Genomic DNA, 15,391 nt, shown 5'->3' with positions numbered 1-15,391 from the left:
AGAGTAGGATTTTCTAGCTTATTATTGGTTTTTTTACAGTTTGAGACTAGGATTTTCCCAGACCATATCAAACCAAGTGGCACCTGCGTAAGTTGATTGTGACAAACCTTCATTTACAAAGGCATGCTTCTCGTAGTAAGCGGTGAGATAGTCGTGGCAGGTCAGATTGATGCCGTGGCGTTCATCTGCTATAGCAATCTCTTTCATAGCTTCCAATAGCTTGCGACCGGCCCCCATCCCCTGAGCATCTTTCGAGATAGAAAGGCTGGTCAGAGAGATAAAGCCGCCGTCCAGATGACTATAATCTTCAATCTCCTCTGTAAAGGAAATGTCCTTTAAATAACGTTCTGGACGGACAGGTCCCTCCAGATAGCCCAAAATCTTATCGTCCTTTTCTGCCACCAAAAAAGTTGAAGATAGGGTTTGGATATGAGCTGCTAGACTTTCGCGGCTAACAGCCTCTTCTGGACTGAAATTTTCCAATTCGATAGCATAAATGGCATCTAAGTCAGCCATTTGAGCTTGACGGATAATCATCACTTCTCCTTAAAATTGGGATTTTCCCACACCATATCAGACCAAGCAGCCCCACCATGAGTTGAGTCAGAAATCCCTTCGTGGACGAAACCATTCATCTCATAATAAGGTATCAGCTCATCATGACAGGTAAGGCTAATGCCCTTTCGATTTTGCTGAACAGCTATCTCCTTGAGAGCTGCAAGCAACAAGGTTCCGACCCCCTGCCTCTGAAAATCTGGATGGACGGACAGACTTTGGACAGCAATGAAGCCACCTTCTGGAGGATTAGCACCCACCTTGCTAAAGAGATCATCTGTCAAATATCGCGCCTGAACAGCTGGTCCAACAATATAGCCCGCCAGCTGACCATGCAGCTCTGCTAGCAAAAAAGTATCAGCAATCTGCTCAATCCGCTCTTTGAGAACTTCTGCACCGGCCGCTTCTGCTGCTGGAAAATTCAGCTGCTCAATTGCAAGAATTTCTACCCAGTCGCTCAAGTCGGCCTGTCTGATTCGAATCGGTGCTTCCATCAAGTCTCCTCCTACTGAACGTTGCTGGTAAGATTGGACAGGAGACGTTCAAAGGAATATTCATAGGTCTGGATGTCACCAGCTCCCATAAAGACATAAACGGCATTATCGTGGTCAAGAAGCGGAGAAACATTATCCACATCAATAACCTTGGCCCGCTTCACAATCTTTTCAGCCAGATCTTCGACCTTAACATCGCCATTGTCCACCTCACGCGCAGATCCGTAAATCTGAGCTAAATAAACTGAGTCAGCCTGATTGAGGGCTTCCGCAAATTCGTCCAAGAGAGCAATGGTTCGAGTGAAGGTATGCGGCTGAAAGATTGCCACGATTTCCTTGCTTGGATACTTCTGACGAGCTGCATCAAGAGTTGCGATAATTTCCGTCGGATGGTGAGCAAAGTCATCAATGATAACTGTTTCATTAACAATCTTTTCAGTAAAACGGCGCTTAACTCCGCCAAAAGTCTTGAGATGTTCCCGAACTAAATCCAAATCAAGACCTGCAGTATACAAGAGGCCGATTACTGCTGTCGCATTCATAATGTTGTGGCGGCCAAAGCTTGGAATTTGGAACTCACCCAGCTCTTGCCCGCGGAAAGAAACTTTGAAGCCTGAACCACTGGTAGAACGCAAGAGGTCGTGAGCAACAAAGTCATTGCCCTCTTCCTTGAAGCCATAGTAGTAAATCGGAGCCTTGGAAGTAATCCGACGTAGCTGCTCATCTTCTCCATAGATGAAGAGTCCTTTGGTAATCTGCTTGGCATAGTCATTGAAAGCGTTAAAGACATCTTCCAGGCTCGTGAAATAATCCGGATGGTCAAAGTCGATATTGGTAATGATCGAATATTCCGGATGATAAGGCATAAAATGACGCTCGTACTCGTCTGACTCAAAGACAAAATACTTGGCATTGGCAGAACCACGGCCTGTACCGTCACCAATCAGATAACTAGTATCCGTGATATTGGAGAGAACATGGGAGAGAATACCCGTTGTAGAGGTCTTCCCGTGGGCACCAGCCACTCCCAAGCTGACAAAGTCACGCATGAAGCTGCCTAAAAACTCATGGTAGCGTTTATAGCTGATGCCGTTTGCGTCTGCATAGGCAATTTCTACATTGTTATCTGGACGAAAGGCATTGCCGGCAATAATTTCGAAGTCTGGTTGGATATTCTTTTCATCAAAAGGCAGAATGGAAATGCCAGCCTGCTCCAGACCGCGCTGAGTGAAATAATATTTATCAACGTCACTGCCCTGAACCTTATGGCCCATCTGATGCAGCATCAAAGCCAAAGCGCTCATACCAGAGCCCTTAATCCCGATAAAATGATAGGTTTTCGTCATGATTACTCCTTAAGATACAAGGCCATAAAAGCAAATCCAAATAGGAAAATCTCCGCAGACCCTCATCAGCCCGCAGGGATTTTCTTTCTTTACAAGCTTTTAGGCACCACCAAAACACCAAAGAAGCCGGACCAATCAGTAAGTCCTAGCTTCTAGCATCGGTCTTTTTCAACCGATGATGGATGTTATATGCAGATAGATTTTACATTTACATAAGCAAACAGCAATTTCCTTTATACATCAGAAAATTGTAGGCAGAAAAGACTCGAGCAAGCCAGCTTTATTCGCTGTCCAAGCCTGTCAAATTCAGCTCTTGAGCCTTGGAATGCTTCAACTGCTCCTCCTTAGCCCTATCCTGATTATAGATCTGACTGGTTTTTAAAAAATCATAATTGTTTTTCTTAGGCTTTTCTTCTGGCTCCTGCGGCTGAGGGCTATACTCAGGCTGAATATCTGCCAAAATATAGTTATCCTGCTGAAGCCTGTCGCCAAACTTCGTAAATTCCCCTGATGTATTCTTCTGAAAAGGGGCTGTTGGCTTCGGTCTTTCCGCATTAGAAGCTGTTGGAAGCTTTCTGCTGCGGACCTTAGTCGGAAGGTCGCTGGTCAGATAAGACGCTGAACGCTTCTTTTTCAAATCTGCCCGAGCTTCCTCGCGTGCCTGCTCAGCATAACGAATAGCTGGATCTTTCTTATCAATCGGCTTTTTAAAATCCTTGAAAGCAGACTGCTTTTGCAGCGGTCTTCTGATAGCCTGACTGGCAGCGATGGGAGCATGCCTGCTGGAATCCACAATCGGCATCCATTCCAAATAATTACGGTCTGTATAGTCTCCGGTAATGTTGCTAATGAGATCCAGTTCATCATAAAGATTCATATGCGGCATTTCCGTCAGCATGATTTCATCATCTGACACCAGAGGAAATTGTTTATCAGTCATATCTTTTTCCTTTCAACCCTTCATTATTATAAACTATTCAGGCTATTTTTCAAGCTATTCTGCCGAAATTCCCAGAATTTCTCGAATTTCCTCCACAGAGAGACTGGATTTGGCTTCTGCTCCGTCGAGAATAGTCGAAACCAGATTGCGCTTGCTCTCCTGCAACTCCTGTATCTTCTCCTCAATCGTACCCCGTGTAATCATCCGATAGACTTCGACATTGCGCTCCTGACCGATACGGTGGGCACGGCCGATGGCCTGGGCCTCAACCGCTGGATTCCACCAGAGGTCGACCAAGATGACTGTGTCAGCACCGGTCAGATTGAGACCGACACCTCCAGCCTTGAGGGAGATTAGAAAGGCTGAACGCTGGCCGTCATTGAAGGCTGTTGTCATGTCCTGACGCTCCTTGGCTGGAGTAGAGCCTGTAATCTTAAAGGACTCCATGCCCATCTTGTCCAACTCACTCTCGATAATATCCAGCATACCACGAAATTGTGAAAATATGAGGACACGACGATTACCATCTTGTATCTGTTCAAGTAATTCCCGCAAACTTTCTAGCTTACCGCTCTCGCCCTCGTAATCTTCCATAAACAGCTTCGGAGTATCACAGATCTGACGGAGGCGCATAAGACCTGACAGAATCTCTATCTTGCTGCGGTTGATTTCATCTTCTGTCGCATGGATAATTCTGTCCTGCATTTGTTTGAGCAGAGCCAGATAAATAGTCTTCTGACTATCTGCCAATTCATTGCGATAGGCGACTTCAATCAAATCAGGCAGTTCCTGCAACACATCTTCTTTTTTGCGCCGCATGACAAATGGTTTGATATAGCGAGCGACTTTCTCAGCCGGCAGTTTTAAAAATTCCTTTTTGCTTGGCAAAAGTCCTGGCATGACAATCTGGAAAATAGACCAAAGTTCTCCCAGATTATTCTCAATCGGCGTCCCAGAAAGAGCAAAAGTATGCTCCACTTCAAAATCCCGCAAATACTGGGCAATCTTGGTCTGGTCATTCTTCATCACCTGAGCCTCATCCAAAATCAGATACTGGAAGTGGTTATCCTTGTATTCTTCCACATCCTGCCTGAAAGAAGCATAGCTGGTAATGGTAATCTGATGCTTCTCCGCAATCAGCTCATCACGAACATTTTTCAGACCATACACCACCGCCACATCCAAATGTGGAGCAAATTTAGCAAACTCATCGCTCCAGTTATAAATCAAGCTGGATGGCGCCAAGATTAAGACTTTCTTAGAGTCATCTATACGCGAACTCAGAAAAGAAATCGTCTGCAGGGTCTTTCCTAGCCCCATATCGTCAGCCAAGATGCCACCAAAGCCATATTTATCCAGCATGGATAACCACTTGACACCCGTCTCTTGGTAATCCCGAAGGTCAGCCTTGACTTGCAGCTCAGGAAGAGGAAATTCCTCAGGGTGAGTCAGGTCAAAGGCCAGCTGCTGCACATCTTTTGAAAACTGTACCCTATCCTTGCCCTTGAAAAACTCTGCCAATTGATAAGCTGCCAGACTGCTGGTCTGAATGAAACCATTTTTAGTCCGCTTACTCCGCAGCTGCTGTAAAGTCCGAATCATCTCCTTGGTCTCTTCATCAAAAATCAAGACTTGCCCAGACTTACTGATAAAGAAGTCCTGCTCCTTAAAGAGCGAATCAAGAACTGCGTCAATCTCTGACTGCGCAATGCCAGCAAAATCGAAACCAACATCTAAGAGGCCGCCCTTCATCTTGACAGAGATCCTTGGACTTTCTGTCTGTGCCAGTGCCTCTAACTCTTCTGTCATACTGACATGGCCCAAAGCCTCAAAATTGGGAATCACTTCCGAGAAGAAATGATAAATTTCTTCCGGTTTCAGAGGCGGTCGCTGACTGTAAAAATCTGCCACAAAACCTGCCTGCAGCATTTGCTTAAAGACTTGCTGCTCATGCTCAAAATTACCCGCAAAAGGCAGACGTTCCAAATCTTTACGAGTCGTCACCTTCCTGTCTCCATAGTCAAAGACAGTGTCCAAAATCAGACGCTTGTCAGGACCGATGTCAAAGTCAAACTTGGCTGTAAAGTCATGAATCATCATACTTTCAGGTGCTTCTATCCGACCAACCTTTTTAAACTCAGACAGACTGGAAGCCAGCTTCGTTCTCTCTGACAAGTCGAATTGCAGGCGCTTCAACCGATCATGCTCTATAGGCAACTCCCGTAAAGCCTTAATTAGTCTTATCTGCTGAGGATTTAGCTGATAGAAGGTATCTCCATAAAAGATAAACTGCCCATCATAAAGCATCTTATAATTCTTCTCAGCAATGACTAGCTCAAAATGCTCTTCATACTCTTCCACTTGGAAAGTATAAACTTCTGCCTCTTCATGTAAATCTTGGAAAAAGACTTCACTGTAGTCATAAAGGCTGTACTCTAAGCGGAAAGAAGACAGATTCATCAGGAAGATAACCCCCTCTTCAAAGATACTAGCCGGGAAGAAAAGATTGCGCCCAGCATTTGGGAAAATCAAAGAAGAATCTTGCCCCTGATAGTCAGACACTAGTCCTTGCAGGAAAACGAGCAAATCTTGACTGGCTTCATCAAAATCCTCCAAATGAATAGCCTCATAGTAACTCTTACCAATCTGATAATGTCCGCCCTTTTCCAAGGTTCGAAGGAAGGAAAGAACGTCTCGGACAACATAAGAGCGCTCGTCCGGCAAGCGACTGATTCGGAGACTCCAGAGAAACTGTCCAGTATAAGAGTCCTCTTGACCAGTAGCCGAGAGCTCGTAACGAACCTGTTGATTAGATTTATCCGGCAAGACCTTATCCAAGAACAAGCTTCCAAAAGAAACCAGCTCTTGGGTCTCCTGACTGGTCAACTCCTCTTCTTCCATACTCTTTAGCACATCTTTTCCAGATGGAGCATTTTTCAGATAATACTCCAAGGCTGCCAGATGGGCACAATATTTTTTCTTCTGGAAAAAGTCGCAATAACAAAAGATGACATCATCATCCAAGCTATAGCGCAGATTGCACTCATCCACACGAGCATATAAAAGTGAATCACTGACCTCAAGGATTACTACCTTATTGTTTTCAACCAGGGCAATTCCTTCTGTCCGAATCTTACCAGGAATTAATTTTGCCATAATTACCACCTTACATTTATCTCACCATTATACCATACTTTCGACATAAAAAAAGAAAAGCAAGCTCTTATGCTTACTTTCATTTTTACATATAAACGTATGTTTGTCAAATTACTGTTTTCCAACTCTACTTCCGCTTCCTTGCAATCAAGTGAAGTGGGGTCCCTTCAAAGACAAAAGCCTTGCGGATTTGATTTTCCAAGAAACGCAGGTAAGAGAAGTGCATAAGCTCTTCTTCGTTGACAAAGATGACAAAAGTTGGCGGTTTGGTCGCTACCTGAGTCGCATAAAAAATCTTGAGACGCTTGCCCTTGTCAGTCGGTGTCGGATTAATCGCGATAGCATCCATGATAACATCATTGAGGACCGCAGAGGGAATACGGGTATTCTGACTCTGACTGATTTGCTTAATCATGTCCGGCAGCTTATGGAGACGCTGCTTGGTCAGGGCAGAAACAAAGATAATTGGCGCATAAGACAAATACTGGAACTGGTCTCGGATATCTTCTTCCCAGTCTTTCATGGTATGGTTGTCTTTTTCCAGTGTGTCCCACTTATTAACAACGATAACAATACCTTTTCCTGCTTCATGGGCAAAGCCGGCGATTCGCTTGTCGTACTCACGAATTCCTTCTTCAGCATTAAGCACCATCAGAACGACATCTGAGCGGTCAATCGCCCGCATGGCCCGCATGACAGAGTATTTCTCTGTATTTTCATAGACCTTGCCTGACTTGCGCATACCAGCCGTGTCGATCATGGTAAATTCCTGACCTTCACTGTCCGTAAAGACCGTATCAATAGCATCACGCGTAGTACCAGCAACAGGACTGGCAATAACCCGCTCTTCACCTAATATGGCATTGATCAAGCTAGACTTACCGACATTAGGACGGCCAATCAAGCTAAACTTAATCATATCAGGATTTTCAGCCACTTCTTCATTTGGCAGATTTTCAACGATGGCATCAAGAACATCCCCTGTACCAATCCCGTGGACTGAGGAAACTGGGAATGGATCACCTAGGCCCAGCGCATAGAAATCAAAAATCTCATTGCGCATTTCAGGATTGTCGACCTTATTGACCGCTAAAATAATCGGCTTATGGGTCTTGTAGAGCATGCGAGCCACATACTCGTCCGCATCCGTGATACCTTCCTTGCCAGACACGACAAAAACGATAACATCTGCTTCGTCCATAGCAATCTCAGCCTGGTGTTTGATTTGCTCCATAAAAGGCGCGTCAACATCGTCAATTCCGCCCGTGTCAATAATACTAAACTTACGGTTGAGCCAGCTTGCTGTCGCATAGATTCGGTCGCGGGTCACCCCTTCAACATCTTCCACAATAGAAATTCGCTCACCGGCAATCCGATTGAAGAGCGTTGATTTGCCGACATTGGGACGGCCGACAATGGCAATAGTTGGTAAGGCCATGTTTTTCCTCTTTCATTCTTTAGGACAGAGCCAAACTCCACCCTATTTTTCTAATTTCTTTTCTTTGAACAGTTGGTTGATAGCTTGATTTGGCTCCTGACCAAATTGGGTAGCTAGGCGCTGACTCCAGGTTTCCTTAGCCCGCTCACCAGCATATTCAGTCTGTACGCGGTCATAGGCTTGGATAGTTGAACGATCCTGTTCACGATATTCTTCCTCAAAGACCACTGATTCATAAGGCAGCCGCGGTTTGACTGCATGGTTCTGGTTGGGAGTTCCCAGAGCAATCCCAAAGACCGGATAAGTGTAGTCCGGTAGCTTAAAAAGCTCTGCTATTTGACTGGCAGCATAACGAACCAGTCCAATGATTACTCCACCATAACCCAAACTTTCAGCCGCTAAGAGAGTATTTTGCCCCGCCAGAGCGGCATCTACTGAGCTAATCAGGAGATTCTCCGTTCCCTCAGGATAAAAGTCTTCCGTATGCAATTGAACGCCCTTTTGGGCACGATTGAGGTCGCCAACAAAAAGCAGGAAGGCCGAAGACTGCCGAATGGCTTCTTGGGGCACCAAATCAAAGAGGGCTTCTTTTTTCTCTTTGCTTCGCACCACAATGATAGAATAGGACTGGAAATTCTTCCAGCTGGACGCAGCCCGCCCAGCATCAATGATGACACGGAGTTCCTTATCCGAAATCTGCTCCTCCGTAAAGCGGCGAACAGACGTGTGAGCATTCATCAAGTTAATCGTTTCATTCATCGGCGGTTCTCTCCTTTTAGGCGCACCTCCTGAGCCAGAAACTTAATCCGCTCCATAACCCGCTTGGCCTGCCAAGTCTCATCGCCATTCTTAGAGCTGGCAAAGTGACGCTCCAAATCTGCAAACTTAAAGTTAGAAGTAAAGAAAGTTGGCAGATTTTCCTGCATACGGTGTTGGAGAATGACCTGCAAAATCTCATCGCGCATCCAGGGGCTAGACTGCTCTGCACCAATATCATCCAAAATCAGCACTTGAGCTGTCTTGACCTGATCAATCTTCTCCTTGACCAAGCCAGAGCTGATCGCATTCTTAACATCTAAAACAAAGCTCGGATAGTGGAGCAGTGTCGTTGAAACACTGCGTTTTTCTGACAAATCATGCGCCAGAGCAGCCATCATGTAGCTTTTTCCGACCCCAAAATCACCGTAAAGATAAACAGCCTTCTGATAATTCGGAAACTCCGCAACAAAGTTGGTCAACAGTTCAAAAGCCTTGTAGCGGCCAACATCATCCAGATCCACCTGAGCTAGGCTTGCTTCCTTGAGACTGGCTGGTAAGCTGATAAGATTGAGACGGCTTCTAATGGCCTCCTGCCTCTCCTGCTCAATCAACTCAGGCGTCTCCTCATAGGCAACATCCGCATAGCCTTCATTTTTCACCAAGATTGGCTTATAGCCCTTAGCAATATAGGTCTCATCCCCCAGCAAAAAGCGGTTGCGCTCCGTAATATACTGGTTAAACTTGGAGACACTGCGCTGAATCTCAACTTGGGTCAGCTTTTCCTGTTGGATAAAGGCCGCGACATCTGGGTCCGCCATAATCTGCTTGACCAGCTCCTGATAGTCAAACTGCCGCACCCTATTCATATGAGGCATATTCTGTCCTATTTTCTCCATTTATTCGCCTCCTCCTTCAAGTTTGGCTAAGAGCCGACGTTTCTGTTCTTCTAGCTCGGCCTGCTTCTCTGCACTCGTTTCGTTTTTATAATCCGGCTGACTCCAGTCAGGTACATTGCTCTTGGTAGAGCCTTGTCCAGATTTAGCTGGACGGTTCTGGGGCTGCTGGTTGCGCTCACGGATTTTCAAGACTGCTTCCTCAGCTGTCGTCACCTTTTGATAAGAAAAATCATTAGCTACCTTGAGGGCATACTTTTCATTGAGATTGGCTGAATCCACCTTATTAAAGGTCAAGAGCAAGATTACGTTGATAACCTCGTCCAAAAGGCCTAATTCAGCTAAATCTAGCAAAAGCTTTCTCTCCGTCCGCGTAATAGCAGCCTGACGAATTTTTTTGATTTCTGCCAGGAAGACCATTGGTGATGTTCGTTTCGCTTCTTGGATAATAGACTGCTCCTGCTTAGAAAACTGACCTTCTGCCGGCTTCTGAGCAAGCTTTTGCTTCATCCGCTTGGTAGAAATAACCTGAGAAACAGCAGTTTCTCTAGCCAAGACATAGGTCTCATACCAAGTCCACTTCTTCTGCTCAGCAATTGCAAACAATTCTAACAAATCTTCCTTTTCATTGGCAAAGCGAAGATTGTCCTGAGCCATCCGTTGCTTGAAATACTCCAAGTCAAAATCATTGGCCTTTCGCACTGCCCTTGCTTGCTCAGCTTCCATACCAAACACCTGCATAAAAGGCTTGACCAATTTCTCTCCACTAGGATTTTCTGGTCGCAGGGCATCTGCAGCAGCTTCACCGATTTTCTTTTCCAAGAGCCGACTGTACACATTATGGCTGAAAAATTCCTCCGTCGTTAAGGTTGGGTGGAGTTGAACCAGATAGTGGTCATCTGTTTGATAAAGATCTACTAGCTTAATCGCCGCTAAACGCTCAAAACTTTCTTCTAAAATATTAAGTCCAAAATCTAAATGATTAAGAATCTGACTGAAGAGATGCTGCTTTTGTCCATTATCCACAAAAGACAGCAGATAAAGATAAAGTGCTGCTGCTTCTCTCCCCAAAATCGGCAGATAGAGCTTGGTCAAGATAGCAATATCTGGGCTGACTGCATTATTGCGCAAGAAAGAAAACTGATGGTTCGGTTTCATTTATTTGTCCTTTTTCTTCTTGGACCCCTTAGTAATCTGCTTGAGCAGGCTTTCTAGCTCTCCCACATCCTTGAAACTCCGGTAAACACTGGCGAAACGAACGTAGGTGATTTCATCCAGCTCTGCCAGTTCATCCATGACTAAGGATCCAATATATTCACTATTGATTTCATTATCGCTCTGACTGCGGACCTTTTGCTCGATTCGGTTGACAATCTCTTCTATTTCGTCACTAGATACTGGCCGCTTTTGAGCGGAGCGAATAATACCGTTAAAAATCTTATCCCGAGAAAATTGCTCGCGTGTCCCGTCCTTCTTGACAACAACTAGGGTTCTCTCTTCAACACGCTCGTAGGTCGTAAAGCGGTGTTGACATTCCTCACACTCACGACGGCGACGGATTGTATTTCCATCTTCTGCCTGTCTGCTATCAACTACACTTGATTTATTCCCACCACATTTCGGACAACGCATACCATTTCCTCCTAGAATCCTAATACTTCATTATAACACGTTTTCAAGAATAACAAAAGACAGCCGTTTTGGGGTGTAATATTTCACCATTTTGCTCTAAAAATGTGTTTATCAAAAATAAAAAGCGAGACAAATCTGTTGCATTCTCAGTCTTGCCTCATCTTTTTACTATTATAATGCCACTTGCACTTCTAAACCAAAGTGGTCACTGACAACAGGGGTTTCTTTCCCGTCAAAAACGACAGCGGAGCGCTCAACATCCATCCCTTGACTAGTGAAAACATAGTCTATCTTCAGAGCATGTTTATTATCATCCCAGCCTGCAATAGTCCCTTCTACTGTCGCCTCTCCGATAGCTTCTTTTGCAGCAGTATGGCTATCCTGCAGCTTCAGTGGACTGGCCAAGATGGTCTGGTAGCCTTGTTGGCCGACTGGATTGTTGAAATCGCCCATGAGAACCAGAGGAGTTTCTGCTTTTAGCAGCTCTTCTTCAAGCTTAGCCCATTCTCCCTGAAAACCTTTGTCCCACCAAGACAGATGGCAGGAGGCAATTGTCAGCAATTGCCCATCTACCTCAGTCTCGGCTAGCAAGACCTTACGGGTATGGTAATCTCTAGGATCATTAGCCTCTGATACCAGGACTTCTCTAGGAGTCAGTGGTTTTCTGGATAGAATTGCCACTCCTTCGTTGTAAATATCAAACCCAATATGATTATAGGCCCAGGACCAATGATAGTCCAATCCTGCTTCAGCCAATTTTTCTACCAGACATAGAGCAAAATGGTCTTGATGGATCTCAATTGCGCCCTCAACCGCCTGATAGAAAGGAGCCTGAACAACCTGTTCAGACTCCGTTAATTGATTGACTTCCTGCAGGCAAATGACATCATATTTTTCTTGAAGAATGCGTTCTGCAAGCTCATTAAGCTTGGTTTCTTGCTCTTCTTCCATCCAACTATGAGTATTTAATGTCAGGAATTTTGCCATGATTTCTCTTTTCTATATTACAATTCAACCTTAGCAACAACTGTCTTAGCAGATGCTTGACCAAGTTTTTCTACTGTTACAGACTTGATAGCTGCTGCATTTGTGAAGACTACGATTGTTGAAGTTTCACGTCCTGCTTCCTTGATCGCTTCCAAGTCAGCCGTGACTAGGAGATCTCCAGCTGCAACTTTTTGACCTTCTGAAACATGAACTTCGAAAGGTTTACCTTCAAGGCTAACAGTTTCCAAACCAATATGTACCAAGACTTCTAAGCCGTTATCTGTCACAAGACCGATAGCGTGCTTGCTAGGGAAGACGCTAGTTACTGTACCAGCAACTGGTGAATAAATCTTACCATTTTCAGGCTCAACTGCAAATCCGTCACCCATCATTTTTTGTGAGAATACTGGATCTTTAACATTTACCAAGTCAATGACTTGACCGTCCGCAACAGTTTCAACTTCCTCAGTCACACCTTTGTAAGTAACTTCGGCAGCTGCTGATTCTGCTTTTTGGCTAGGAAGTGTTTCAGGAATCACTTCACCAGAATCCAACAAGTCTTGAATATCAGATTTGAGAACGTCAGCTTTTGGTCCGTAGATAGCTTGAACGCCTTGACCTTTCATAACTAAGCCCATAGCGCCTTCAGCTTTCCACTGTTCTTCTGTTCCAACTTTTTCAGCATCTTTGACAGTCACACGCAGACGAGTCATACATGCATCTACATCTACAATATTAGCGCGACCACCCAGAAGATTGATAACATTTACTGCTTGAGAAGCTTCAGCAACTTTACCGCCAGTTGACTCTGATGAAGAAGCTTCATCTGAACCATCTGCTGTTTCATAGTTACCGTTACGTCCTGGAGTTGCATAGTTGAACTTCTTGATCATGAAGTTAGAAATGAGGTACATCACAACACCAAATAGGATAGTTACCCAAATGAAGTTGATGATATCCATTCCCAAGCCAGCATTGATGGCCATAGGAGTACGGGTCAAGAATTCGATAGAACCGAATGAGTGCACACGAAGGTTAACGATGTCAGCCATTGCAAACGCAGCACCTTGTACAAATGCATAGATGATATACAGCGGTGTTGCAACGAACATGAACATGTACTCGATTGGCTCAGTAACCCCTGTCAAGAAGGTTGCCAAAGCAGTCGCAATCATCATACCTTTGTATTTGTGCTTCTTGTCAGCATCCACATTGTGATAGATAGCCGCCGCTACCCCCATAAGGATACCGAATGAACCAATCATCTGACCAACCTTGAATCGAGCTGGATGAACTGTATCAAGCAAGTGTTGGTAAGTAGAAGGATCAGCTGATTTCGTACCAACCAAGTCAGTTACCCAAGCCAACCATAGAGGGTCTTGACCAGCTACAGTTGTTCCCGCACCAGAACCAGTAATAACGTGATAAACACCGCCTAGTTCTGTGTAGTTCATTGGAATGGTCAACATGTGGTGCAAACCAAACGGAAGCAAGAGACGTTCCAGAGTACCATAGATGAATGGTGCCAAAACTGGTGCAGTATCTTGTGAGTTAGCAATCCAAATACCAAAGCTGTTGATACCTGATTGAACAACTGGCCATACGAATGACAAAACAATTGCTACGATTACTGAGCGCAAGATAACAACGAAAGGTACAAAACGCTTACCATTGAAGAATGACAAGGCATCCGGTAATTTACGGAAATTATAGTATTTGTTATAAGCTGTCGCTCCAACAAAACCAGCGATAATTCCGACAAAGACACCCATGTTCAGAGCTGGTGACTCCAGAACGCTGATGAAATAATCAGAAACCTTAATAGATGCGCCAAACATTGTTTTAACTACAGCAGCCTTATCTGAGAGCATATCGCTGGTAACACCAAACATAACACCAGTGATACGGTTAATCAGGATAAAGGACAGACCTGCTGCGAAGGCACCGCCTGCGCGTTCTTTTGCCCAGCTTCCACCAATAGCCAAAGCAAAGAGGATATGCAGGTTACCGATAACCCCCCAACCAATCTGCTCTAAAACACCACCGATAGTGACTAAAACACCTAGATTTGGATTAATCATCGGGATCGATTTACCGATACTAATCATCAGTCCTGCTGCCGGCATAACAGCAACGACCACCATCAAAGCTTTACCGAATTTTTGCCAAAATTCAAAGCTAAAAATGTTCTTGAATGAATCTTTCATCATTCAGACCTCCTTATATTTTTTGCAAACAAGTCCGTTTTTGTGAAATCGTTTGCATGTCGATACTTCTATTATAGCACGATTTTTTATTTTGTAAAGGCTTTTATAAAAATATTTTCTCTTTTTTTGCATTCCAAAGGCTAAAATCCCTTTTTACGAGACATATTTTTGCTATATTTCAACGAAAACGATTGCATAGAATAATCAGAAAGTCCGCATTATTTCTCCTATCAATACTGTAACAAGCGCAAAAAACTCCGTCTCCCTAAGGAGAACAGAGTTTTGAATTTTTATTCTTGCATGGCATAACCAACACCGCGAACGGTTCTGATATAGCTTGGCTGCCCTTCCACATCAATTTTACTGCGCAGATAACGAATATAAACATCTACAACGTTGGTCTCCGTTGCACTCTCGTACTTCCAGACACGCTCCAGCAGCTGCTCACGGCTCATGACCTTATTGCTGCCCATCAGGGTCACCAACAGATCGTACTCCCGCCGCGTCAGTGCGATAACTTCCTCACCACGGTAAACCGTGTGATTTTTAATATCCACTCGCAGATTCCTATAAGAGGTCGGAATTTTCAAGAGGCTGCAGTGCTGGTCGATAAAGTCACGCCCGCGGAAAATGACAGAGACACGCTCCACTAAGTCACTGATAATGAAAGGCTTGACTACGTATGAAACGGCAAAATGCTGGATTGCTTCCTGCTGCTCTGCAATCTCTTCGCGACTAGCCAGGACGATAATGACGGACGCTGGCTTAATCAAACTCAGCTGCTGAGCAAAGTCGCTGGCAGTCATATCCTGAAGATTATAGTTGAGCAGAAGCAAGTCATAATCGGCATCTTTAGCCAGAGCTAGCCCCTCTTGACCAGTCTCAGCTAAATCTACAAGAAAGCTTTCCTTTTGCAGTTCCAAACTCACAAATCGGGCAAGATTTTTTTCATTTTCTACTAGTAAAATTCGCTTTGCCATAGGC

The 15,391-nt window shown here is 44.6% G+C and carries 13 protein-coding genes; all 13 read right to left on the bottom strand.

The annotated features are described in order from the left end of the window. Window positions 1–33: 33 nt before the first annotated feature. The 13 genes from HMPREF9378_RS10645 to HMPREF9378_RS10705 all read right to left on the bottom strand — a co-directional run bounded on the left by HMPREF9378_RS10645 (window position 34) and on the right by HMPREF9378_RS10705 (window position 15,387). Window positions 34–537, bottom strand: coding sequence for a GNAT family N-acetyltransferase (locus HMPREF9378_RS10645; protein WP_002913237.1), 504 nt, complete (start codon window positions 535–537; stop codon window positions 34–36). After that, window positions 537–1,049, bottom strand: a complete 513-nt coding sequence (locus HMPREF9378_RS10650) for a GNAT family N-acetyltransferase (protein WP_002913236.1) — start codon at window positions 1,047–1,049, stop codon at window positions 537–539. The genes HMPREF9378_RS10645 and HMPREF9378_RS10650 overlap by 1 nt, the downstream gene beginning before the upstream one ends. 11 nt (window positions 1,050–1,060) lie before the next feature. Further along, window positions 1,061–2,395, bottom strand: a complete 1,335-nt coding sequence (murC, locus tag HMPREF9378_RS10655; RefSeq protein ID WP_002913235.1) for a UDP-N-acetylmuramate--L-alanine ligase — start codon at window positions 2,393–2,395, stop codon at window positions 1,061–1,063. Window positions 2,396–2,675: 280 nt separating this feature from the next. After that, window positions 2,676–3,335 (bottom strand): hypothetical protein, encoded by a 660-nt coding sequence (locus HMPREF9378_RS10660; RefSeq protein WP_002894576.1) that lies wholly within the window; start codon window positions 3,333–3,335, stop codon window positions 2,676–2,678. A 54-nt stretch (window positions 3,336–3,389) separates the two neighbouring features. Next, window positions 3,390–6,491 carry a DEAD/DEAH box helicase gene (locus HMPREF9378_RS10665; protein ID WP_002899713.1) on the bottom strand — a complete coding sequence of 1,034 codons (3,102 nt, stop codon included), beginning with the start codon at window positions 6,489–6,491 and terminating at the stop codon, window positions 3,390–3,392. 127 nt (window positions 6,492–6,618) lie between these two features. After that, complete coding sequence (gene der / locus HMPREF9378_RS10670; protein ID WP_002899712.1) at window positions 6,619–7,929, bottom strand: ribosome biogenesis GTPase Der; 1,311 nt, start codon at window positions 7,927–7,929, stop codon at window positions 6,619–6,621. Window positions 7,930–7,971: 42 nt separating this feature from the next. Beyond that, window positions 7,972–8,688, bottom strand: a complete 717-nt coding sequence (locus HMPREF9378_RS10675) for an NADPH-dependent oxidoreductase (RefSeq protein ID WP_002899711.1) — start codon at window positions 8,686–8,688, stop codon at window positions 7,972–7,974. Then, window positions 8,685–9,584 carry a primosomal protein DnaI gene (gene dnaI, locus HMPREF9378_RS10680; RefSeq protein ID WP_002899709.1) on the bottom strand — a complete coding sequence of 300 codons (900 nt, stop codon included), beginning with the start codon at window positions 9,582–9,584 and terminating at the stop codon, window positions 8,685–8,687. The genes HMPREF9378_RS10675 and dnaI overlap by 4 nt, the downstream gene beginning before the upstream one ends. Beyond that, window positions 9,585–10,739 carry a replication initiation and membrane attachment family protein gene (locus HMPREF9378_RS10685; protein ID WP_002903252.1) on the bottom strand — a complete coding sequence of 385 codons (1,155 nt, stop codon included), beginning with the start codon at window positions 10,737–10,739 and terminating at the stop codon, window positions 9,585–9,587. Then, entirely contained in the window at window positions 10,740–11,213 is a 474-nt protein-coding gene (nrdR, locus tag HMPREF9378_RS10690) for a transcriptional regulator NrdR (protein ID WP_002894570.1), read from the bottom strand. It lies immediately after the preceding gene. Between the two features lie 171 nt (window positions 11,214–11,384). Then, window positions 11,385–12,200: an endonuclease/exonuclease/phosphatase family protein gene (locus HMPREF9378_RS10695; protein WP_002903253.1), complete on the bottom strand. Its 816-nt coding sequence runs from the start codon at window positions 12,198–12,200 to the stop codon at window positions 11,385–11,387. A 17-nt stretch (window positions 12,201–12,217) separates the two neighbouring features. Then, complete coding sequence (locus HMPREF9378_RS10700; RefSeq protein ID WP_002903254.1) at window positions 12,218–14,410, bottom strand: PTS transporter subunit IIBC; 2,193 nt, start codon at window positions 14,408–14,410, stop codon at window positions 12,218–12,220. Between the two features lie 287 nt (window positions 14,411–14,697). Next, window positions 14,698–15,387, bottom strand: coding sequence for a response regulator transcription factor (locus tag HMPREF9378_RS10705; protein WP_002903255.1), 690 nt, complete (start codon window positions 15,385–15,387; stop codon window positions 14,698–14,700). Window positions 15,388–15,391 lie beyond the last annotated feature (4 nt).

This window comes from Streptococcus sanguinis SK1 = NCTC 7863 (assembly GCF_000194945.1).
GTDB lineage: Bacteria > Bacillota > Bacilli > Lactobacillales > Streptococcaceae > Streptococcus > Streptococcus sanguinis.
The sequence above is the reverse complement of the archived record's forward strand: the minus strand, read 5'-3'. Positions and strand labels throughout refer to the sequence as shown.